The organism is Amniculibacterium sp. G2-70 (assembly GCF_014353055.1).
Lineage (GTDB): Bacteria > Bacteroidota > Bacteroidia > Flavobacteriales > Weeksellaceae > Amniculibacterium > Amniculibacterium aquaticum.
Window position 1 is genome coordinate 2656833 of record NZ_CP060698.1, and the last position, 21107, is coordinate 2677939.

A 21107-nucleotide genomic window follows, 5' to 3' on the forward strand; every position below is an offset into this window, starting at 1 on the left:
TTTATGCTTGCAGGTAACGGAAAAAGTATTGGCGAAGTGCGGGCTAAATGGAACGAAAAGTTCAATTTAGACTGAACGTAGCCGATGCTTTTTTCGGATTGTTAAATTACAAAAATAATCAATACGGAAAAGCAATCGGCGGAATATTTTTCCAAAACTTCAACTTTGTACTTCCTCCCGCATTTTGCCAATACAATGTTAGCAGAAGTTTTTATTTTCCGTAAGTTTTTGAGTTAGATTTTATATAAGTTATTAAAGCATTAAACAAAGGATTGAAAGTATTTTGATCATTTACACCAACCCAAAAATCATCATATAATGTATCTCCAACAAAAATTTCATCAAAATTTTCGGGATTTACTAATTTCAGTTGAATTCTTTTACTTTTCTCTTTATTATCATCAAATTTTAGATAAAGAAATTTTTTGTATTTTCTATATACATTATTAATTCCAATTTTTCCAGTCAATGCTCCAACTTCATCTTGTTTTCCATCCTTTATAATATCTTTTTCTAAATCTTCAAAAGTAATTACTTTATCAAAGTAGCCTATTTTTTCAGCCATTCCTTTCATAAAAGTATTATTAGGAACAACAAGTAACTGCTTGTTACTATCTAAATCAAAAGGTTGATTTACTAAAATATCAGCTTTTTTGGATGATTCAAAATATCCATCTTGCTTTTTTTCAGATACTTTCATTACGGTACAACTTTGAATTGAAAGCGCTGTAAGAATTAAAATTGGTAAAATTATTTTCTTCATTTCTTATTATGAATAATGTTTGTTTAAAATTTCTGCTAACGCTCAAATATACGAAGGTTTTTGATTTGTACAAGTTTTTTTATAATTATTTTTGTTGAGTCCGCAATATATACTGTATATCAATAAGATAAGATGGCTTGTTGCGCTTTTTTTACTTCGTATTTTATTTCGTTTTTTGTATACATTCAAAATATTATTTCTAATTTTGTAGCCATCAACAATGTAAAATGCGAAGGCAATGCCGGATGAAAATACATACCCAGCTTTACCCAAAAACATCTCCTTTTCCCCAGGGACACACAAAGGAAAAGAAATTATTTGGATAAATTTTACCTACAATTTGCCCACAAAAAACTATGTCAAAAACCAAATTAAAGCACAATGGAGCAACACCGAAAAAAAATGGTATGTAGACGACAACCCCAACCACAGAAAACACTTTCAACTACCCGAAAAATTCTATAGCAACACCGCAATAGGCACCGTACACCCCAACAATCTTGCAGCAATGGAACTTTTTGTAAAACAACTCAAACTAAAAGCCTATAGCCAAAATACCATCCGAACCTACTACAACGAGTTTATGCAATTGCTCAAAATTCTAAAAAACCACGATGTAGACAATCTCGATCCCGAAAAACTAAAATCCTACTTCTACTACTGCATAGACAAGCTCAAGCTGTCCGAAAACCTCATCCACAGCAGGATGAACGCCATAAAATTCTATTTCGAACAAGTCCTGCACCGAGAAAAAATGTTTTTCGACATCCCAAGACCCAAAAAACCAAGCCTCCTGCCCAAATCCATCTCAACCCGAGACATCAAAAAAATGCTCGCAGCTGTAGAAAACAACAAACACAAATTGCTCCTCAAAATGTGCTACGGAATGGGACTTCGCGTCAGCGAATTGGTCAACCTCAAAATCTCCGACATAGACTCCGGAAACATGCAAGTCATCATAAGCCGCGGAAAAGGAAAAAAAGACCGCTGTGTCAACCTCCCACAATCCATCTTAGAAGACCTACGCGAATACTACAAAGAATACAAACCCGCAAACTACCTTTTCGAAGGACAATTTGGAGGCCAATACTCCGTCCGCTCCGCACAATTGGTCTTCAAAAACACCATGAAAAAAGCCAACATCAACAAAAAAGTAGGCATCCACGGACTCCGCCACTCCTACGCCACACACCTTATAGAACAAGGCACAGACATCCGCTTTGTACAAGAACTTCTCGGACACAACAACATCAAAACCACCATGATCTACACCTCCGTCACCGACCAAACACTTAGAAAGATAAAATCGCCCCTGGACAATTTATGACCACCCCAAACAATACACACCACTAACCTTCATTTTTTTTAGGAGCTATTTCCCGCTTTCCGCTGTATCTTTTGTTCCGCAGGGCTCCACAAAAGGATGCCGCTGCAATCGGGGCTAGGATCCCAGAACCCAACACACCCTACGAGATTATAGACTTTTATTTAGAAATCAACTCAAGATTCATGTGGTTTTATCAACAAATTACATTTGAGTTTCGTCCGTCTAAGACGGACACCCTATGTGTCGTTATGCAACCTAATTCCTAAATATCCTATGTCCCTATGTGTTTTTTTTAACAAATACAATTCCCTTTCGAACTGAAAAACATTCAACAGATTATTTATTCGTTTCGTCCGTCTAAGACGGACACCCTATGTGTCGTTATGCAACCTTATTCCTAAATATCCTATGTCCCTATGTGTTTTTTTTTTAACAAACACAATTCCCTTGCGAACTGAAAAACATTCAACAGATTATTTATTCGTTTCGTCCGTCTAAGACGGACACCCTATGTGTCATTATGCAACCTTATTCCTAAATATCCTATGTCCCTATGTGTTTTTTTTAACAAACACAATTCCCTTTCGAACTGAAAAACATTCAACAGATTATTTATTCGTTTCGTCCGTCTAAGACGGACACCCTATGTGTCGTTATGCAACCTAATTCCTAAATATCCTATGTCCCTATGTGTTTTTTTTAACAAACACAATTCCCTTTCGAACTGAAAAAGAATTCACAATTAATTGCAAAACAACCCTTTGCAACTTTGCGTTTAAAAAGTTTTATAAGACTTCTGCATTATAAATTTAGAAAAAACTCAATTTTCACTTTCCAATTTATCAATCAGATTAGATTTTATCGATGTGTACACCAGATCTTTAGCCTCGGCAAAAGAAATTCCGTATTGCCTGTTTAGCGGTCGCAACTCCTCCGGAAAATCCGCCAACAAAGTACCGTAATAACCATCCAAAACTTCCTCATTAGGCATTTCGTACCCAATTTTTAACTGAAATCTTCTTAGCAGCGCCGTGTCCAAAATCTGTATGTGGTTGGTAGCAGCAATAAGCAAAGTCTTGTCCGAAACCTTATCAATCATTTGGATCAGCGAGTTCACCAATCTCCGCATTTCACCCACATCTTGGTCGTCGTTGTCGCGCATTTTTCCAAGATGGTCAAACTCGTCTAAGAAAAGTACAGCCTTGTCCCGTTCCGCTTTTTCAAAAACCATTTTTAAATTTTTCGAGGTCTCACCAATCCTTGGCGAAACAAAATTGCTCAGATCCAAAACCAACAAAGGACGGTTAAGATGCGTGGCAATCGCTTTGGCAGTCATGGTCTTTCCACAACCCGAATGCCCGTGCAAAAGTATTTTATTGTTAACAGGAAGGTTGTATTTCTTAAGCTCGTCAATGTAGCGAAACTCTTTCAACAACTGTTGCAGTTCTTTTTTGTTTTTGTCGTTCAACAAAACATCATCAAAATTTACTTTCTCGCGGTCAAAAACAATAAGGTCTATGCTATTCATCAACAAAAAATTTATTTATGCAAATGTACAACTGCCCGTCCAAACAAGAAGCTATTTTTACCAATTTCTATCGATCATCATCACGATTTGTGCCATAGTTACCGCACCCAGAAGCAACTCTCGTCGGTTTACTTTGTCAAAGGTGTCTTCAGAAGTATGGTGGATGTCAAAATACCGTTGCGTGTCCGGTACAATCTCCGCCAACGGAATGCCCAATTTTTTCAAAGGCTGTATGTCTTGTCCCGAGTAGGTTTGGTCGAAATCATAAACGCCATAAGGTAAGAAATACGATTTCCAAGCAAACACCTGTCGCCTTCTCTCGGGGATCATGTCCAAAGAAATCCCTCGCGGCGAAAATCCTCCAGCATCACTTTCTATCGCAAAAAGATGCCTCTCGCCTTTCTTTTTTACCTGTTGGGCATAGATGTCGCCACCGCTCACTCCGTTTTCTTCGTTGGTGTACAGCACCACACGAAGGGTATGGTTGTTTTTGTATCCTATTTTCTGGAAAGCCCTCAGTACCTCCAAGCAATGTACAACACCGGCGCCGTTGTCGTGCGCACCTTCCGAGATGTCCCAAGAGTCCAAATGGGCAGCAACCACAATCACATTGTTGTCCTTGTTACCGGGAATTTCGCCGATGATGTTGTAGTTGGTTTTGGTCTCGCTAAACGAAGAGGTGGTGTTGATCTTTGCCAAAACTTTTTGCTTCTTTAAAGCCTGTTCCAGTTCATCAGCCGACTTTGCACCAATGGCAAGAGCCGGGATTTTATTCTTGTCATCGGCATCGTAACTCATGCTTCCGGTATGTGGGACATCGTCAAAGGCCGAAGTGAGGGATCGGGTAATCACGGCTTTGGCACCTCGTCTGGATACAGCCGCCGGAATGGCCCATCGGTATTTTCCGACTTCCATGTAGGCTTCCACAGGATTTACAATTTTTTGGTCAAAAGCCATGTTGAAAAATATAATTTTATCTTTGATATCGGCATACGACAGGGCATTGAACTCGTCAATGTTTTTCACCAACAAAATTTCACCCACCAGATCTTTCCCATCTGTCCCTTCCGAACTTCCGAGAGCCGTCATGTTTATTTTTTTCCAAGTACCGTTGCCGGTTTTTATTTCCAAAGATTCTTGGCCACGCTTCCATATTTTTACCGGGACTTCTTGCTTCCATACATGGGTGGCTCCGGATTCTTTAAGTTTTTTTTCTGCCCAATTTTCGGCTTTTGTAAGACCTGCAGAGCCGGAAAATCTGGGGCCTATGCTTTTTGTAAGTTCTCGTAACTGTTCATAGGCTTTGCCGTTGGCAAGGATTTCGTCGGAAATCGATTTGAATTCGGTCGGGTAGTCGTATTTTTGAATTTTCTTTTTTTGACCAAAAAAAATTCCACCCCAAAAGAGTGGAATTATCAGTAAATATACTTTCATGTACTTTTCTTTTGAAAGTACTAAAATATAAAATTATTTCATATCGTACATGACCAAAGCCGTTACCAATTTGGGCTCTATGTAAGTGCACTTTGGTGGCATGGATAATTTTTCGTCGGAAATCTTGATCATGTCATTGAAGCTGATCGGAAATACACCAAAACCCACAACACCCTCTCCGGCATCTATTTTCTCCTTCATGGCAACAATTCCGTCGGGACTAGAGTTCCCTTTGATGTAGTCGATCTTTTCGGAGCTGTCGGTATTTTCGATTTTCAAGAGATCTCGGAAAATAAATTTGTCCAAAATACAATGATCCAGTTGGTCGTATTGGTCGTCTTCTTTTTTGCAGGTATTTTTTAGATGCAAAGAGTAGAATCTACCGTCCAAATACATGCTGAGATGAAATTTCCTGGACGGATAATACGGCGTTTCTCCCTTTTCCTGAATCATAAAGTTTTTCTCCAATGCCTTTAGGAATTGCTTGTTGGTCATCCCGTTCAGGTCGCTAACAATCCTGTTGTAATCGTGTATTTTTATGGATTGGTTGGACACAATGAAACTGTACACAAAGTTATACCCTTCGTTGCCGTTGTGTTTTTTGTTTTTCTCTTTTTGGTAATTGGCATTGATGGCGGTTGATCCGATTCTGTGGTGGCCATCGGCAATGTAAAAAGAATCTACCTGGTCCAAAACTTCCTTCATTTGTTGGATTTTTAGACGGTTGTCTATTCTCCAAATTTTATGGCGAATGCCTCGGCTGTCGGTAACATTGATGACCGGAACATTTTTCTCTTCCATATTCATAAACAACTCAATTTTTGAGTTGGAAGGATAGGTGAGTAGGACCGGTTCTGCCTGAAGGTTTACTTTCTCTAAATAATGAGCCAGCTTTTCCTTTTTCTGCGGGATGGTACTTTCGTGTTTTTTGATTTTTCCGTTCCTAAAATCTTCAATAGAAGACAGACCCAGAAGTCCTCTGAAAACACTTTTATCCGGCATGATTTGTACATAAAGATAAAATGCAGAATTGTCCTGAACCAGTTTTTTGGCTTCTAAAAGCTCCTCGAAGTTGGTTCTTATTTTTCGCAGATTTCTATCGATATCTTTGGACTTGCTCACCGCATACGGCTTTATCATTTGGATGTACGAGTCGTCCAACTGAGATTTTTTATTGATTTCTTCTTGGGTAAAATGATCCAAAGGGTGCGTAGGAAAAGAGTCGATAAAATCATCATTCGGTCGTATTCCTCGAAATGGTTTGAAAATAGGCATAGGCTATAGCGTCTTTTGGATTAGGATGATTTGCTGGGCCAGTTCTGTTCCAATTTTTTCCTGTGCGTCCAAGGTGTTTCCTCCCAAATGCGGAGAAAGCGAAAGTTGAGGATTCATCAGAACAGAAAGTTGTGGCTGAGGTTCGTTTTCGAAAACATCCAAGGCTGCAGCTGCTACTTTTCCGTTGTCCAGATATTCCAACAGCGTCATTTCGTTTATGGTTCCTCCTCTTGCGGTATTTACAATATATACGCCATCTTTCATGAGTTCAAACTGGGGTTGATCGATCAAATACCCTTCAGTTTTTGGAGTATTGATGCTGATGAAGTCTGTGTCTTTTAAAAACTCAGCCCAATCTTGCATGGAAGTTATGGTGAAATTTACCTTCTGACCATCAAAAAATTCCAAATCTATTTGTTCCGTTTTTGGATTTCTGGTCAATACCTTAACCTTCATTCCTAGGGAAATTCCTATTTTGATCACTTCTTTGCCAATGCCTCCAAAACCTATTACTCCAAGGGTTTTTCCTTGCAATTCTACAGCTTTGGCATACGACTTTTTCAGCGCGTTGAACTGGGTGTCGCCTTCCAAAGGCATCATTCTGTTGGCATCGTGCAAGTATCGAGCAAGCGAGAAAAAATGGGCAAAAACCATTTCGGCCACAGACCGAGACGATGCTCCCGGTGTGTTGATGACTTTTATTCCTTTTTCTCTGGCATAGGCCACATCGATATTGTCCATACCAACGCCACCTCGGCCAATTATTCTTAATCCTGGACAAGCATCAATCAAGTCTTTTTTAGCTTGTGTTGCGCTTCGTACCAAAAGGACTTCTATTTGGTTTTCGTTGATGAAATTGATGAGTTGTTCTTGCGAAACTTTGTGCTCAACAAGGGTAAATCCGGCTGATTTTAAAAGGTTTTCTCCAGATTTTGAAATTCCATCGTTCGCTAAAATCTTCATATTTTCTTCAATTTTTATCGATTCAATTTTTTAGCTTATTTTAAGGATTTCATCACCTCTACCAAGACCTGTACACTTTCTATGGGCAAGGCGTTGTACAGACTGGCACGGTAACCGCCCAAAGTACGATGTCCGTTCAGACCGTTGATGCCGGCAGATTTCCAAGCTTCATCAAAACGATCTTTTAGGCTTTCGTCGGTCAGTTTAAAGGAAACATTCATTAACGATCGGTCTTCAACTTTGGCATGCCCTACAAATAAAGGATTGCTGTCGATTTCGTTGTACAAAAGTTCGGCTTTGGCTGTATTTCTTTGTTCAGCTGCAGCTATTCCTCCGGTTTTTTCTAACCATTGCAAGGTGAGTAGCGATGCATAGATTGAGAATACAGGCGGTGTGTTCAGCATGGATTCTTTGTCGATGTGCAGTTGATAGTTCAGGTACGATGGGATGTCTCTTCCGGTTTTACCCAAGATTTCTTTTTTCACCACCACCAAGGTAGCACCTGCAGGGCCCATGTTTTTTTGTGCTCCAGCATAGATCAAATCGAATTTTGAAAAATCCATTACTCTGCTGAAGATGTCCGAACTCATATCGCAAACCAACAAGGTATCTACATTGGGGAAATCTTTCATTTGAGTTCCGTAAATGGTGTTGTTGGAAGTACAATGGAAATAATCGTAGTCGGATCCTACGGTATAGTTTTTGGGAATGTAAGCGTATTGGTCTTCTTTGGAAGAAGCGACAACATCTACTGTTCCTAATTTTTTTGCTTCTTTTATTGCGCCCGAAGCCCAAACTCCGGTATCGGTGTAGGCCGCTTTACCACCAATTTTCATTAGATTGAAGGGCAGCATTGCAAATTGCAAACTGGCTCCACCTTGTAAAAATAAGACTTCGTAGTCGTCGCCAAGGTTCATCAATCGTTTTATGGTGGTTCTGGCTTCTTCGATTACGGCTACAAAATCTTTGCTTCTGTGCGAGATTTCGATGAGGGACAGTCCCATGCCGTTGAAGTCCAAAATGGCTTCAGCAGACTGTTGCAAAACTTCTTGTGGAAGAATGCTGGGGCCGGCACTGAAATTGTGTTTTTTCATTTTTATTTAGGATTTATTGTGTTGGGTTTTCTTGGATTTTTTATTCTCCGTGAAGGAATGCTTTTTTGGATAGAAGACTTTCTTCACTTTCAACATGGTCTTCATCCGGCACACAACAATCTACAGGGCAAACTGCAGCACATTGTGGCTCTTCGTGGAAACCAATACACTCGGTACATTTATCGGTTACGATAAAATAGACATCGTCACTTACAGGTTCTTGTGGTGCATCTGCATCCATGGTTAGCCCAGATTTTAAGGTTACCATGCCTTTCAAAGCGGTGCCGTCAGAAGCTTTCCAATCTACAGCTCCCTCATAGATCGCATTGTTAGGACATTCCGGTTCACAAGCTCCACAGTTGATGCATTCGTCTGTTATTTTAATCGCCATTGCTGATATAATTTTATAAATTTGCACAAATTTAAGAATATTTAACCAAATGTTTGGTAAAAACTATATGGAAAAACAGATTTTAGGACTTTGTAAGCTTGGACTTTTTATTGCTGATTTTTTGGAAAAAGAATCCGAATTCTATAACGAAATCGAGCAAGAATTTTTTGCATTGATGAGAAAATCACAAATAGAAAATCCTTGGTTTACGATTGAAAATCAAAAGTTTGCACTGAAACATTGGGCAAATATCATGAACGAAACGGATTTGAAGGCGTGGACTGATTCTTATCAGGTTTCTAAAAATGCTAAAAAAATAGGACTGATTTTAGCAGGAAATATTCCTATGGTAGGCTTTCATGATGTGGTCGCTGTGATATTGAGTGGAAATTTCCCTTTGATAAAATTATCTTCTAAAGATCGCCTTTTGTTGCCGTTTTTGTTGAAAAAATGGAATGAATTTTCCGATGGTACTCTCGGTTTTGAATGGGTGGAAAGGCTTCAAAATTACGATGCCGTCATCGCTACAGGAAGCAACAATACTGCCCGATATTTGGAATATTATTTTAAAGATTCACCATCAATCATACGGAAAAATCGTACTTCTGTAGCCGTTTTGAACGGCTCCGAAACCGACGAGCAATTGCAAAATTTAGCCGAAGATATTTTTAGATATTTCGGTTTGGGTTGTAGAAATGTGACCCGTTTGTTTATCCCAAAGGATATGAAGCTGGATCTTTTGTTTGAGAATTTTATACCGTTCAAAGAGGTGATCAACCACCATCAGTACGCGAATAATTACGATTATAACCGGGCAATTTATCTTCTGAACCAAGAAAAATTCTGGGATAATAATTTTGTTTTGTTAAAAGAAGATGAAGCTTTGTTTTCGCCATTGGCTGTCCTAAATTTCAGCCGTTATGAAAATTTGGATGAGGTGAAAAATTTCCTGTCAGAAAACGAAGAAAATATACAATGTGTGGTGGCAAATGAAGCTTTAAATTTGTCTGCCTTGGATTTTGGAAAAGCACAATTCCCAACTTGGGATACCTATGCAGATGATGTAGATACGATGTCTTTTTTACAAGACTTGTAGTATAGTTTTCTAGACTTGTAGTATAGTAATAAAAACTCAATCTGCAAAAGATTGAGTTTTTTTTATTACTTGTCAATGCTGCCCAATACTTTTTGTGAAAAAGCATTTAGAGCATCTCTATCGGTCATGCCGTTTTTTACATTGTTATGAACTTCCAAAGCTCCACAAATGTTGGTAATTAATTCTCCGGTAACATTCATATCCTCTTCGGTGGTCCCTCTAAATTCGCAAAAAGATTCTAAAACTTCTAAAGTTTTTTCGAGATTTTCTACGCTTTGGTTTTGGTACAATTGTCTGATGATTGGGATTTTCATTCCGTGATTTTTTAATTAAAGTTGGTTGAATAGCTCGATCAATCCTTCTTGTTGGTTGGTTTGCACCTGACCTTTTAATTCTCCATTGTGGAAGATTGCGAAAGTAGGCAAGTTATCTACATTGGCCATTTTTCTACTTTCAGGTAGTTTTTCGGCATCAACATAATAAAAAGGAATGCTGTCGTTTTCTGAGGCTAATTTTTTGAATTTAGGCTTCATTATTCTGCAGTTTCCACACCAAGTTGCGCCGTATTGCACGACTACTTTTTCTTGGTCTGCAACCAATTGTTGTAGGTTGTCTTCAGTAATTTCTGTGTACATATTGTTGTAGTGATAAGGTTGTTTTAATTTTTAAAAAAAAGGATTGAAGTATAGAAAACTTCAAGGAGAATGAAGAAAATGCAATGAGGTTGCCACTTGACGAGGAAAACCCCATTGCAAAATTTTATTAGTGCTTAGAAAGATAGTCAGCAGTAGAGTTTCTGTCAGCTTTCATAGCGTCTTTTCCTTCTTCCCAGTTTGCAGGACAAACTTCACCGTGCTTTTGAACATGCGTATAAGCATCGATCAATCTTAAGAATTCTTTTACATTTCTTCCCAATGGCATATCGTTTACCGCTTCGTGGAAGATTTTTCCGGTTTCGTCGATGAGGTATGTAGCTCTGTAAGTTACATTGGACCCACTGAAAGCCTCGTTTCCTTCTTCATCGTATTCGAAATCTTGATCTACAATACCCAAAGTGTTAGCCAATTGTCTGTGTGTGTCGGCTAAAAGCGGATAAGTTACTCCTTCGATACCTCCGTTGTCTTTTGAAGTGTTTAACCATGCGAAGTGTACCTCGTTGGTGTCGCATGATGCTCCAATTACTTTGGTGTTTCTTTTTTCAAACTCTCCCAATGCTTCTTGAAAAGCATGTAATTCTGTTGGACAAACAAATGTGAAATCTTTTGGATACCAAAACAACAATACTTTTTGTTGGTTGTTAACGGCTTCGTCCAAGATGTTGATTTTCAAATTGTCTCCCATTTCTGAAATGGCATCTACTGTGATGCTTGGGAATTTTCTTCCTACTAATGACATAAGTACTCTTTTTTTTAGTTGTTAATTTTAATGATGCAAATATATTAAGATTTATCTATTGATTGTAATTTATTCAATAAATAAAATCTATAACATTAATTTTAATTGATTTTAAATTGAGGTTAAAAAATCCTTAATCCTTCTCATTGCTTTTATAAGATTTTCTTCTGAGGTAGCATAGGAAAATCGAATGCAGTTGGGGTTGCCAAAAGAAACGCCACCAACCGAACCTACATGAGCTTCTTCTAGCAAGAGCATGGCAAAGTCATCGGCGTTTTTAATTTCTTTGTTGCAAATGGTTTTGCCTATATAAAAGGAAATGTCCGGGAAAAAGTAAAAAGCCGATTTGGGATAGTTCACCTTGAAACCGGGGATTTCTTTAATTAAATCATAAACCAAATCTCTTCGCTTTTGGAAGGCATCTATCATGTATTGAAATTCTGCAGGATTGGTTTCTAATGCGGTAATAGAAGCTCTTTGTGCCATGGTGTTGGCTCCGGAAGTCATCTGTCCTTGGATTTTTTCACAGGCTTTTGCTAACCATTCCGGACAGGCCGAATAGCCGATGCGCCAACCGGTCATGGCAAAAGCTTTGGACATTCCGTTGATAACGGCGGTTTGTTCATAGACCTCAGGAAATTCGGCAATGGAAGTGTGTTTTCTATCGTAATTGGTAAATTCGTAGATCTCATCGGAAATCACCGTAATTTTTTTGTGCTTGGCGATAACCGTGGCCAAAGATTGCAGCTCTTCTCGGGTATAGTAACTTCCGGAAGGGTTGCACGGCGAACTGTACAAAAGTGCTTTGGTCTTTGGGGTTATCGCCTTTTCCAGTTGTTCTGCAGTTATTTTGAAATCGGTATCGATCGTGGTTTCAACATAGACCGGGATGCCGCCCAACATTTTTACCATTTCATCGTAACTCACCCAATACGGTGCAGGCAGTATCACCTCGTCACCATCGTCTATTATGGAGCAAAGAACATTCAGTATCGATTGTTTGGCACCGTTAGAAACACAGATTTGTGTAGGTTTGTACTCCAGATTGTTGTCTCTTTTCAGTTTATGACATACGGCTTGTCTCAGTTCCAAAAAGCCCGGAACAGGAGAGTAGTGGCTGTAATTTTGGTTGATGGCATCAAAAGCAGCTTGTTTTATTGTGTCCGGAACATCGAAATCCGGTTCGCCCAAGGTGAGGCTGATGACATCGATGTCGTTGGCTTTCATTTCTCTAGCTTTATTGCTCATGACAAAAGTCTGCGAAAATCCCATTCTGTTGACACGAGCTGAATATTTGTCCATAAAAAAATCTTTTTTTCAAAGATAAGATTTTCCTAAACATTTGCCATTTTGTTTTTCTTAAATTTGCGTTTTCAAATTATACTTATGAAATCGGAAATCATCGATAAATATTTCCCTAATCTTAGCGAAAAACAGAAAGATCAATTCCAAAAATTGGAAGATTTGTACACCGAATGGAACGAGAAAATCAATGTCATTTCCAGAAAAGACATGGATTCTTTATACGAAAAACACATCCTGCATTCGTTAGGGATAGCCAAAGTCATGGACTTTGCCCCGGGGACAAAAGTTTTAGACATCGGTACTGGAGGCGGTTTTCCGGGAATTCCTTTGGCGATTTTGTTTCCAGAGACCCAGTTTACCCTCATCGATTCTATTGGTAAAAAAATTACCGTAGTCAATGCGGTAGCTGAAGGTGTTGGACTCCAAAATTTAACAGCAATACACGGAAGAGCCGAAAAATTGAAAGACAAATTCCATTTTGTTGTCAGCAGAGCCGTAACTCAAATGCCGGAATTTTTGAGATGGCTAAAAGGGAAGTTTGAAAAAGAACAAATAAACACCAAGCACAACGGTGTTTTGTACTTAAAAGGAGGCGATCTTGCCGAAGAATTAGCAGGATTGAAGTGTGAGATTTTTCAGTTGAAATCCTTTTTTGAAGAAGAGTTTTTTGAAACCAAAAAAGTAGTATATTTATCCAAAGGTAATTTTAATTCTTAAACTTTGTAAGGATGAATGCAATTTTAAAGTACAGTTTTTCAGCCCTTTTTTTATTGTTGATGGGATGTGTGGCAATTTCTTGCGACCACCACAGAGATCCTGATGAGGGTAGGGTTGTGGCGTATGCTCCGCTGAAAGTCGATAGTTTTAAGATCAACTCCGACACCATGTTGGTCAATTCTGTGCAGAGCATCAGGACCTATTTTACTCTGCATTCCAAATGTGAAGGATTCTACGGGTATCAATTCGATAAGTTGGGCATGGAAAGAAAAGTAATTCCGTATTATTACAAAACCGATGGTAATTGCAGTCCACAAGACAAAGCATATTACACACAATTCAATTTTTCTCCAGAAACTTCAGGGATTTACGAATTCAAATTTTGGAACGGAAAAGACAATGCCGGCAACGATGTTTGGATAGAAAAAAGCATAGTAGTCGAATAATTTTCGAGAAAAAATAATTATTAAAACCGTTTTAACGGTTTTTTTTATATCCAAATTCTAAAGAAATTCTTATTTTTCAAACTTTAATATTCAATTTTAAATAATACACAAAACGGTATGAAATTTCTACATAAAATGATGAAAGATCTGTTGGGAAAGCACAGCGACTTGTCCCAAGTTAACATCATATTGCCCGGAAAAAGACCGGTGATTTTCATCAAAGAAATTTTAAAAGAAAATCAATATTCCGGTTTTATGCCACAGTTTTTCACCATTGAAGATTTGGTGAGGAAAATTTCCGGGAAACAAGAACTTTCGGGCATTGCCTTGTGGCTCTTTGCTTATCAGGTGTACCATGATCTGTATCCGTCTGAAGATTTTGAAAGCTTCCTAAAATGGTTTCCAACTTTGTTAAAAGATTGGGACGATATGCAGAAATTTGCCCAAAATGATAAGGCCGTTTTGGATTTTATGTTGGATGAAGAGCGCATAAAGATTTGGGCCGAAAATCTTTCCGAACAATCCGAAACCCCACGGAATAAATTTTTGGATTTTTGGAAAAAAATGAACCGTTTTCTACCCGAACTTAAGAAGAAATTGAGCGAAAAAAATTGGGCAACATCCGGAATGATACATGCTGAAGCCAAGTCCAAAGTGGTTGATTTTGCCGAGAAAACCAAGGAAATATGGGTCTTTGCTGGTCTTAATGCCCTAACTCCCGTTGAAGAAAAGTTGGTGAAAACCCTTTTGCAATGGGACAAGGCGTTGTGTTATTTCCAGGCCGATAGGTATTATTTTGATGATGATAGGCAAGAGGCGGGTAAATTCCTAAGACAACATAAAGATTGGAAAGAATTTAACGATTCCAGGGCTTTTAATTGGATCGAAAACGATTTTGAAAAGAAAAAAGACATCCGGATTTATGAAGTGTCCGGAAATGTTTCTCAAGCCAAAGTGTTGCCGGAAATTTTTAAAAATTTCACCAACCATCAATGGTCCAAAACGGCTGTGGTCTTGTTGGACGAAAATCTGTTGCCTGCCACTTTAGAAACCCTTTCCATGGTCGATTACATCAATATAACCATGGGATTTCCCCTGAAAAATTTGGCTTTTTCTAACGCGATAAAACAGATTTTTTACCTTCAAAAACAAATTCTGAAAAAATCAGGTTCGTATTATTACAGCGATATCATCTCCATTTTGGATGCCTTGCCTTTTACAGACGATGAAAAACTTAACATTCAAGAATTCAAGAATTTTATTGAAGAAAGAAACATTATTTTTATTTCTCCCAAGATATTAGAAAGTTATTTGTCAACCATTTCTTGCTATCACTTGTTGCTGAAAGCCGATGGTGTAACCGATTTTATCGAGCTGCTGATATCCTATTGCCGAGAACTGAAATTTCTACCCTTGGACGATGTGATATACGAAAACATCGCCCATTTCGAGAAAGCGTTTACCGTTCTCAGAAATCAAATTCAAAACTATCCGCATCCATTAAATGTGGAGTCTTTGGAGGTTTTGATCCATCAATTGGTCAACCAAGAATCCATCGATTTTATTGGAGAACCCTTGCAGGGATTGCAGGTTATGGGACTGTTAGAAACCCGTTTGCTTAATTTTGAAAACATCATCATGTTGTCGGTTAACGAGGGCAAACTTCCGTTGGGAAATACCCAAAACACCTATCTTCCACACGATGTACGAACCGAGTTTGGGCTGCAGACTTTTTTGGAAAACGACAGTATTTATGCCTATCATTTTTACCGCTTGATACAAGATGCCAAAAAGGTGAGCCTGCTCTTCAACGCCATGTCTTCCGGGGTGAATACCGGAGAGAAAAGCCGTTTTATTACCCAACTGGAGGTGGAATCCGGACATACAATGGATCACATCATCATCGAAAATTCTTCAGAACCTATCGATCAGCAACCGATGACCGTACAAAAAACGGCCTTCGTAATGCAACAATTAGAAGAGTGGAAGTCCAAGGTAGCGGTTTCTCATCTCAATTCGTATTTGTACAATCCTATTGATTTTTATCTGAATAAAATGATGAATACCAAAGAGTCTGTAGAAATGGAGGAGGAGCTGTCCAAAAGAAGTTACGGTAACCTGGTGCATTTTGCCTTGGAATTTTTGTATAAAGAGGCAAAAGGAAAAACTTTGACCACAGAATTTTTATTAAAAACCAAAGAAAATGTAGATGCTGCCCTTTCTTTTGCCATTGAAAAACTGAAACATCAGCCTGAATTTTATAAAAACGGGATGAATTACATTCATAAAATAATGGCTACCAAAGTGGTGAACCAAATTGTACAGTACGACATCGATCTTGTTGGGGATGGTAATTCTTTGGAAATTGTAGATCTGGAATATTATTTTGAGGGTGTTGAATTTCCGTTGGACGATCTTCAAAAAGTTTATTTTCACGGATACATCGATCGTATCGATCGGTTGAATGGGCAATTGAGAATTTTGGATTATAAGACTGCAAAAATTGAAAATTTGAAATTAAAAATTGATGAAAAAAATTACGAACATTATTTGAGAAATAAAGATAAAAAACAAGCTTTGCAACTTTGCATTTATCAGTTTGTGGTAGAGCGATTGCCGGAATTTAAAGGGCAAAGTATCTCAACCGGCATTTGGAGTTTTGCACAAGTAGATCGTGGTCCTGCTGAATTGGTTTTTGAAAAAGGCAATCTGGATGATGCCTTGGTGTCCATAAAAAATATAATACTGGAAATCCTAAATCCAGACTTGGACTTTGTGTCAAGTTAAAATTTTATCTTCATCGTCATAAAAAAAATCCGCTTCATTTTGTCTTGAAGCGGATTTTTTTTAAATTATTTATGACTTTGGAATTTATCAAGATTGTTTTTCTTTTTGAATTCAAAATATCCCAAAGCAGTGTAAAGGATGGACATCACCAAAAATAGTATTAAGTTTCTTACTACTATTTTTTTTACTTCGTCTTCTGTATTAAAGATGAAATAATCCATGATTGCCATGAGGATTGCAAATAAAAATCCAAATCTTAAGCCTTTGGTCAATGCGAATTTCCATTGTTCTTTTTTTAGATTTTTATTTTCCATGTTTTCTTTTGAATTGTTGTTTTTATTTTCCAAAATCGATACCGATTCGTCTATCCAAATGCGTTAAGACCGGTAATGTCCAGACCGGTGATCAGTAAATGGACATCGTGTGTTCCTTCATAGGTGATTACCGATTCCAGATTAGCGGCGTGTCTCATCATCGGGAATTCGCCCATGATGCCCATTCCGCCAAGAATTTGTCGGCTTTCTCTTGCGATTTCTATCGCCATGTTTACATTGTTTCTCTTGGCCATGGAGATTTGTGCAGGACTTGCGGTATGAGCGTTTTTAAGATTGCCCAATTGCCAGCACAGCAACTGTGCTTTGGTAATTTCTGTTAAAAATTCGGCCAATTTTTTTTGTTGAAGTTGGAAAGATCCAATCGGTTTTCCAAATTGCTTTCTTTCTTTGCTGTATTGTACCGCTGTGCAATAGCAATCGATAGCGGCACCAATTACGCCCCAAGAAATCCCGTATCGAGCAGAGTTTAGACACGATAAAGGTCCTTTCAGTCCGGTTACTTTTGGCAAGAGATTTTCTTTTGGAACTTTTACATTGTCAAAAACCAATTCGCCGGTTTTTGAAGCTCTAAGGCTCCATTTATTATGGGTTTCTGGTGTGGTAAAGCCCTCCATGCCTCGTTCCACAATCAGTCCTTGTACTTTTCCTTCTTCATTTTTTGCCCAGACAACAGCGATATCACAAAGCGGTGCGTTGGTAATCCACATTTTTGCACCGTTCAACAGGTAGTGGTCGCCACAGTCTTTGAAATGGGTTTCCATAGATCCGGGATCGGATCCGTGGTTGGGTTCGGTAAGTCCGAAACTGCCAATCATTTCTCCGGCAGCCAGTTGTGGTAGGTATTTTTTCTTTTGTTCTTCACTTCCAAATTCATTGATGGGGAACATTACCAAAGAACTTTGCACCGACGCAGTAGAACGAACGGCAGAATCGCCTCTTTCCAGCTCTTGCATGATAAGTCCGTAGGAAATTTGATCCAGTCCTGCACCTCCGTATTCGGTGGGGATGTACGGACCGAGAGCTCCTATTTTTCCCAATTCTTTCATCAAATTGGGCAAGTCGGTGTGGTTTTGAGCGGCCTCATCAATCTGCGGCATTACAAAACTTTCAACCCATTCTCTTACAGATTGGCGGATCAGTTTGTGTTCTTCGGTTAATAAAGCGTCCATTCCATAATAATCCGGAATGGTATTGAGTGGATAATATGACATGTGATTTTAATTTGCCCGAATTTAATATATTTTGATGGAATGAAGAAATGTTTTTTGATTTAAACTTTATTCCAGGATTTTATAATTGCAGAGTACTTGCCATTGTGCTTATGTATTGAATTTTTCGTAATTCTGTAAACTTTGATTTGAATATAAAAAAATCCGCCCAATTCTGGACGGATTATAGACTTGCTGTAATTTTTTATCGCATTAATCTTCCATAAATTTGGAAGCAATGTTGATGGAAACACCGGTGCTGCTGAAACCACCATCGTGATTTAGATTTTGCATGGTGACTTTTTTGGTAAGGTCAGAGAATAAAGTTACGCAATAATCCGCACATTCATCTGCTGTTGCATTCCCTAGTGGTGACATATCTTCGGCATAACCCAATAGACCGGAAAGTCCTTTTACACCGCTACCTGCAGTGGTTTGTGTAGGAGATTGTGACACGGTGTTCACTCGTACTTTTCTCTCGCCCCAATAGAAACCGAAAGATCGAGCGATACTTTCAAGATAGGCTTTGTTGTCGGCCATATCTCCATATTCTGGGAAGGTTCTTTGAGCTGCGATGTAAGTTAAGGCTACGATAGAACCCCATTCGTTCATGCAGTTTTTTTCCCAAGCGGTACGCATTACTTTGTGGAAGGAAACAGCCGATACATCCCAGCCTTTTTCTAGCCACTCGTAGTTGGATTCGGTGTAGTGTTTTCCTTTTCTGATGTTAACCGACATCCCAATTGAATGCAGGATGAAATCGATTTTCCCAAATTTGGCAACGGCTGCATCAAAAAGTTTTCCCAAATCTTCCATGGATGTGGCATCTGCACCAATGATTTCGGAACCGGTTTTTTCGGCCAATTCGTTTATTTCGCCCATTCTCATTGCGATAGGAGCGTTGGAGAGGATGAATTCTGCTCCCTCTTCATGGCATCGTTCTGCAACTTTCCATGCGATGGAACTGGAGTTAAGAGCTCCAAAAATGATCCCTTTTTTTCCTTTTAGTAATCCGTAAGACATATTCTTTTTATATTTTGAAAACAAAAATAATGAAATTATTGGGTGTACAAAACAAAAAGAGAATTACACGCTGTAATTCTCCACTTTTTTTTTGATTTTATTTTTGATCTTTATCCATTCCGAAGAAAGAATCGACCATTTTATTGGCTACTTCCCAAGTGTCGGCAAAGGTTTCTACCATCTCGTCCCAGCCGCCGACCAAATCTTCTTTTAGAATCTCAAACCAACCTTCTTTGGTGGGCTCTTCGTTGTTTTCCCTTTGGGTTTCAATGTAGTTTTTGGCATGTTCAACCCAATTTTTATCGTGTGCTGAATTTTCTAGATTGTTGTTTTCGGTGCTCATTTTGTGGAATTTTTAGTGTACCTCAAATTTAATGATTATTTGCTAATAAATTATGAAAATGATGTTAAAATTAAATTAAAACAAAAATACAATCTGTAATTTTGATGAAAATTTTGTGTGATGGCAGAACGGTTTCGCTGTCCTTGGTGCGAAAAGGACGATTTGTATAGAAGATATCACGATGAAGAATGGGGAAATCCCGTCTTTGATGATAAAATATTTTTTGAATTTATGATCCTTGAAGTCTTTCAAGCGGGACTCAACTGGCATACGATCCTGAAAAAAAGAGACGGGTTTCGAAATGCTTTTGATGGTTTTGATGTGGTAAAATTGTCTCGGTATAATGAAGATAGGGTGGAAGAATTGATGTCGAATTCTGATATAATTAGAAATAGATTGAAAATTTTAGCGGCCATAAACAATGTAAAGCGGTTTATAGAGATTCAGGAAGAATACGGATCGTTTTCTAATTTTATATGGTCGTTTGTTGAAGGTGAGCCTGTTGTGAATTTTCCTAAAAGCAGTTCTGATGTTCCTGCAACAACAGAGTTATCGGATACTATTGCTGGGTTTTTAAAAAAGAGAGGTTTCAAATTTATGGGTTCGACGGTGGTGTACGCTTTTTTACAAGCTACGGGTTTGGTCAACGATCACTTGAAAACTTGTTGGCGAAGTCACTAAAAAAATAATCCCTCACAACTTTCGTTATGAGGGATTCCCGTGTACCCAGGACCGGAATCGAACCGGTACTCCTAAGAACTGGTGTTTGAGACCAGCGCGTCTACCAATTCCGCCACCTGGGCTGCTATTGTTTTACGGTTGCAAATATAGGGGTATTTTTTAAAACTCCAAGAGTTTTTTTATTTTTTTTGAAATTTATAGTTCAATTTCTAATCCATCAAATGCAAGTTTAACATTGTCAGGGAGTTGGTGGTTTTCTTCATGTTTGCCAAAATGGTGGCTAAGATGGGTGATGTATAAAGTTTTTGGTTTCAATTCGGCGTTAAGCTTAAGGATATCGTCTAAAATAAAGTGTGCAGGATGGGGATTTTCTTTTCGAATGCAGTTTAAAATTAAAAAATCAAGATTTTTCAACTTCAATTTTTCTTCTTCAGGGATGAGGGATGCGTCCGTAATGTATGCTGTTTTGTTGAATTTGAATCCTAAGATCGGAAGCTGATGGTGCAACAGATGGATGGTTTCTATTTCAACATCAAATAAATGTAAGGTTTCTTGCATTTCGAAAATATCAAACGATGGCGCTCCCGGGTATTTGTTTTCGGAAAAAGCATACGGAAAGCGAAGTTTTATTTCGTTGCCGACTCTTTGGTTGCAGTAGATGGGCATGGAGCTTTTCCCCCTGAACAGTATGGGTCTTACATCGTCCAAACCAATGACATGGTCGTTGTGTTCGTGTGTTATCAGGATGGCATCTATGTTTTTTTCTTTCTGGTTTAACATTTGAGTTCTGAAGTCGGGACCACAATCGATCAGGATTTTGTGCAGATGGTCGGTGGTGATGAGTGCCGAGGTTCTTAGTCGCTGGTCTTTAGGATTTGTAGAGGTGCAAACCTTGCATTCGCAACCGATTACGGGAATTCCTTGTGAAGTTCCTGTGCCTAAAAATTTTAACTTCATATTTTCAAGGTTGGGTTAATTTTGGTAAATTTACAAAAA

General features: G+C 38.5%; 22 protein-coding genes and 1 tRNA gene. 6 read left to right on the forward strand and 17 right to left on the reverse strand.

The features are described from left to right. Positions 1-211 precede the first annotated feature (211 nt). Entirely contained in the window at positions 212-763 is a 552-nt protein-coding gene (locus H9Q20_RS12335) for a hypothetical protein (RefSeq protein WP_187477941.1), read from the reverse strand. 238 nt (positions 764-1001) lie between these two features. On the opposite strand from H9Q20_RS12335, the gene H9Q20_RS12340 reads away from it, so the two are divergent. Continuing rightward, on the forward strand, positions 1002-2090 hold the full coding sequence (locus H9Q20_RS12340; RefSeq protein ID WP_187477942.1) for a tyrosine-type recombinase/integrase: 1089 nt from the start codon (positions 1002-1004) through the stop codon (positions 2088-2090). An 820-nt stretch (positions 2091-2910) separates the two neighbouring features. On the opposite strand, the gene H9Q20_RS12345 is transcribed toward H9Q20_RS12340, so the two are convergent. From H9Q20_RS12345 to H9Q20_RS12370, 6 genes are read right to left on the reverse strand one after another with little or no spacing between them, the layout of a single operon-like run. Beyond that, entirely contained in the window at positions 2911-3618 is a 708-nt protein-coding gene (locus H9Q20_RS12345) for an AAA family ATPase (RefSeq protein ID WP_187477943.1), read from the reverse strand. Between the two features lie 57 nt (positions 3619-3675). Further along, a complete protein-coding gene (locus H9Q20_RS12350) occupies positions 3676-5052 on the reverse strand; it encodes a M28 family peptidase (protein WP_187477944.1) in 1377 nt (458 codons plus the stop codon). Positions 5053-5085: 33 nt separating this feature from the next. Further along, positions 5086-6327: a DUF1015 domain-containing protein gene (locus H9Q20_RS12355; RefSeq protein WP_124643188.1), complete on the reverse strand. Its 1242-nt coding sequence runs from the start codon at positions 6325-6327 to the stop codon at positions 5086-5088. Positions 6328-6330: 3 nt separating this feature from the next. Then, on the reverse strand, positions 6331-7290 hold the full coding sequence (locus H9Q20_RS12360) for a D-2-hydroxyacid dehydrogenase (RefSeq protein WP_124643186.1): 960 nt from the start codon (positions 7288-7290) through the stop codon (positions 6331-6333). Between the two features lie 35 nt (positions 7291-7325). After that, on the reverse strand, positions 7326-8384 hold the full coding sequence (gene serC, locus H9Q20_RS12365) for a 3-phosphoserine/phosphohydroxythreonine transaminase (RefSeq protein ID WP_124643184.1): 1059 nt from the start codon (positions 8382-8384) through the stop codon (positions 7326-7328). Positions 8385-8424: 40 nt separating this feature from the next. Beyond that, positions 8425-8775 (reverse strand): 4Fe-4S binding protein, encoded by a 351-nt coding sequence (locus tag H9Q20_RS12370; RefSeq protein ID WP_124643182.1) that lies wholly within the window; start codon positions 8773-8775, stop codon positions 8425-8427. 67 nt (positions 8776-8842) lie between these two features. On the opposite strand from H9Q20_RS12370, the gene H9Q20_RS12375 reads away from it, so the two are divergent. Next, the gene (locus H9Q20_RS12375; protein ID WP_124643180.1) at positions 8843-9871 is read left to right on the forward strand and encodes an acyl-CoA reductase; all 1029 of its coding nucleotides are present in this window, start codon (positions 8843-8845) and stop codon (positions 9869-9871) included. Between the two features lie 65 nt (positions 9872-9936). Here the strand turns inward: H9Q20_RS12375 and H9Q20_RS12380 are convergent, their stop codons facing one another. The 4 genes from H9Q20_RS12380 to H9Q20_RS12395 all read right to left on the reverse strand — a co-directional run bounded on the left by H9Q20_RS12380 (position 9937) and on the right by H9Q20_RS12395 (position 12568). Beyond that, a complete protein-coding gene (locus H9Q20_RS12380; RefSeq protein WP_124643178.1) occupies positions 9937-10185 on the reverse strand; it encodes a DUF6952 family protein in 249 nt (82 codons plus the stop codon). 15 nt (positions 10186-10200) lie between these two features. Continuing rightward, on the reverse strand, positions 10201-10506 hold the full coding sequence (locus H9Q20_RS12385) for a thioredoxin family protein (protein WP_124643176.1): 306 nt from the start codon (positions 10504-10506) through the stop codon (positions 10201-10203). Positions 10507-10633: 127 nt separating this feature from the next. Further along, positions 10634-11266, reverse strand: coding sequence for a peroxiredoxin (locus H9Q20_RS12390; RefSeq protein WP_124643174.1), 633 nt, complete (start codon positions 11264-11266; stop codon positions 10634-10636). Positions 11267-11377: 111 nt separating this feature from the next. Continuing rightward, complete coding sequence (locus H9Q20_RS12395) at positions 11378-12568, reverse strand: pyridoxal phosphate-dependent aminotransferase (protein WP_187477945.1); 1191 nt, start codon at positions 12566-12568, stop codon at positions 11378-11380. A gap of 84 nt (positions 12569-12652) precedes the next feature. Between H9Q20_RS12395 and rsmG the strand changes: the two genes are divergently transcribed. The 3 genes from rsmG to H9Q20_RS12410 all read left to right on the forward strand — a co-directional run bounded on the left by rsmG (position 12653) and on the right by H9Q20_RS12410 (position 16521). Further along, positions 12653-13288, forward strand: coding sequence for a 16S rRNA (guanine(527)-N(7))-methyltransferase RsmG (rsmG, locus tag H9Q20_RS12400; RefSeq protein WP_124643170.1), 636 nt, complete (start codon positions 12653-12655; stop codon positions 13286-13288). Between the two features lie 11 nt (positions 13289-13299). After that, entirely contained in the window at positions 13300-13734 is a 435-nt protein-coding gene (locus tag H9Q20_RS12405; RefSeq protein ID WP_124643169.1) for a hypothetical protein, read from the forward strand. A gap of 117 nt (positions 13735-13851) precedes the next feature. Continuing rightward, on the forward strand, positions 13852-16521 hold the full coding sequence (locus H9Q20_RS12410; protein ID WP_187477946.1) for a PD-(D/E)XK nuclease family protein: 2670 nt from the start codon (positions 13852-13854) through the stop codon (positions 16519-16521). Between the two features lie 65 nt (positions 16522-16586). Here the strand turns inward: H9Q20_RS12410 and H9Q20_RS12415 are convergent, their stop codons facing one another. From H9Q20_RS12415 to H9Q20_RS12430, 4 genes are all read right to left on the reverse strand, one after another. Beyond that, entirely contained in the window at positions 16587-16835 is a 249-nt protein-coding gene (locus H9Q20_RS12415) for a hypothetical protein (RefSeq protein ID WP_124643264.1), read from the reverse strand. Between the two features lie 50 nt (positions 16836-16885). Next, positions 16886-18067, reverse strand: a complete 1182-nt coding sequence (locus H9Q20_RS12420) for an acyl-CoA dehydrogenase family protein (RefSeq protein ID WP_187477947.1) — start codon at positions 18065-18067, stop codon at positions 16886-16888. 210 nt (positions 18068-18277) lie between these two features. Next, positions 18278-19087: an enoyl-ACP reductase gene (locus H9Q20_RS12425; RefSeq protein ID WP_124643268.1), complete on the reverse strand. Its 810-nt coding sequence runs from the start codon at positions 19085-19087 to the stop codon at positions 18278-18280. Between the two features lie 97 nt (positions 19088-19184). Beyond that, on the reverse strand, positions 19185-19430 hold the full coding sequence (locus H9Q20_RS12430) for a hypothetical protein (protein ID WP_124643270.1): 246 nt from the start codon (positions 19428-19430) through the stop codon (positions 19185-19187). Between the two features lie 120 nt (positions 19431-19550). Here H9Q20_RS12430 and H9Q20_RS12435 point away from each other — a divergent pair, with 120 nt between their 5' ends. Next, entirely contained in the window at positions 19551-20111 is a 561-nt protein-coding gene (locus H9Q20_RS12435) for a DNA-3-methyladenine glycosylase I (protein WP_187477948.1), read from the forward strand. A 42-nt stretch (positions 20112-20153) separates the two neighbouring features. On the opposite strand, the gene H9Q20_RS12440 is transcribed toward H9Q20_RS12435, so the two are convergent. Both H9Q20_RS12440 and H9Q20_RS12445 read right to left on the reverse strand, forming a co-directional pair. Further along, positions 20154-20233 (reverse strand) — tRNA-Leu (locus tag H9Q20_RS12440). 73 nt (positions 20234-20306) lie between these two features. Further along, entirely contained in the window at positions 20307-21068 is a 762-nt protein-coding gene (locus H9Q20_RS12445; RefSeq protein ID WP_187477949.1) for an MBL fold metallo-hydrolase, read from the reverse strand. Positions 21069-21107 lie beyond the last annotated feature (39 nt).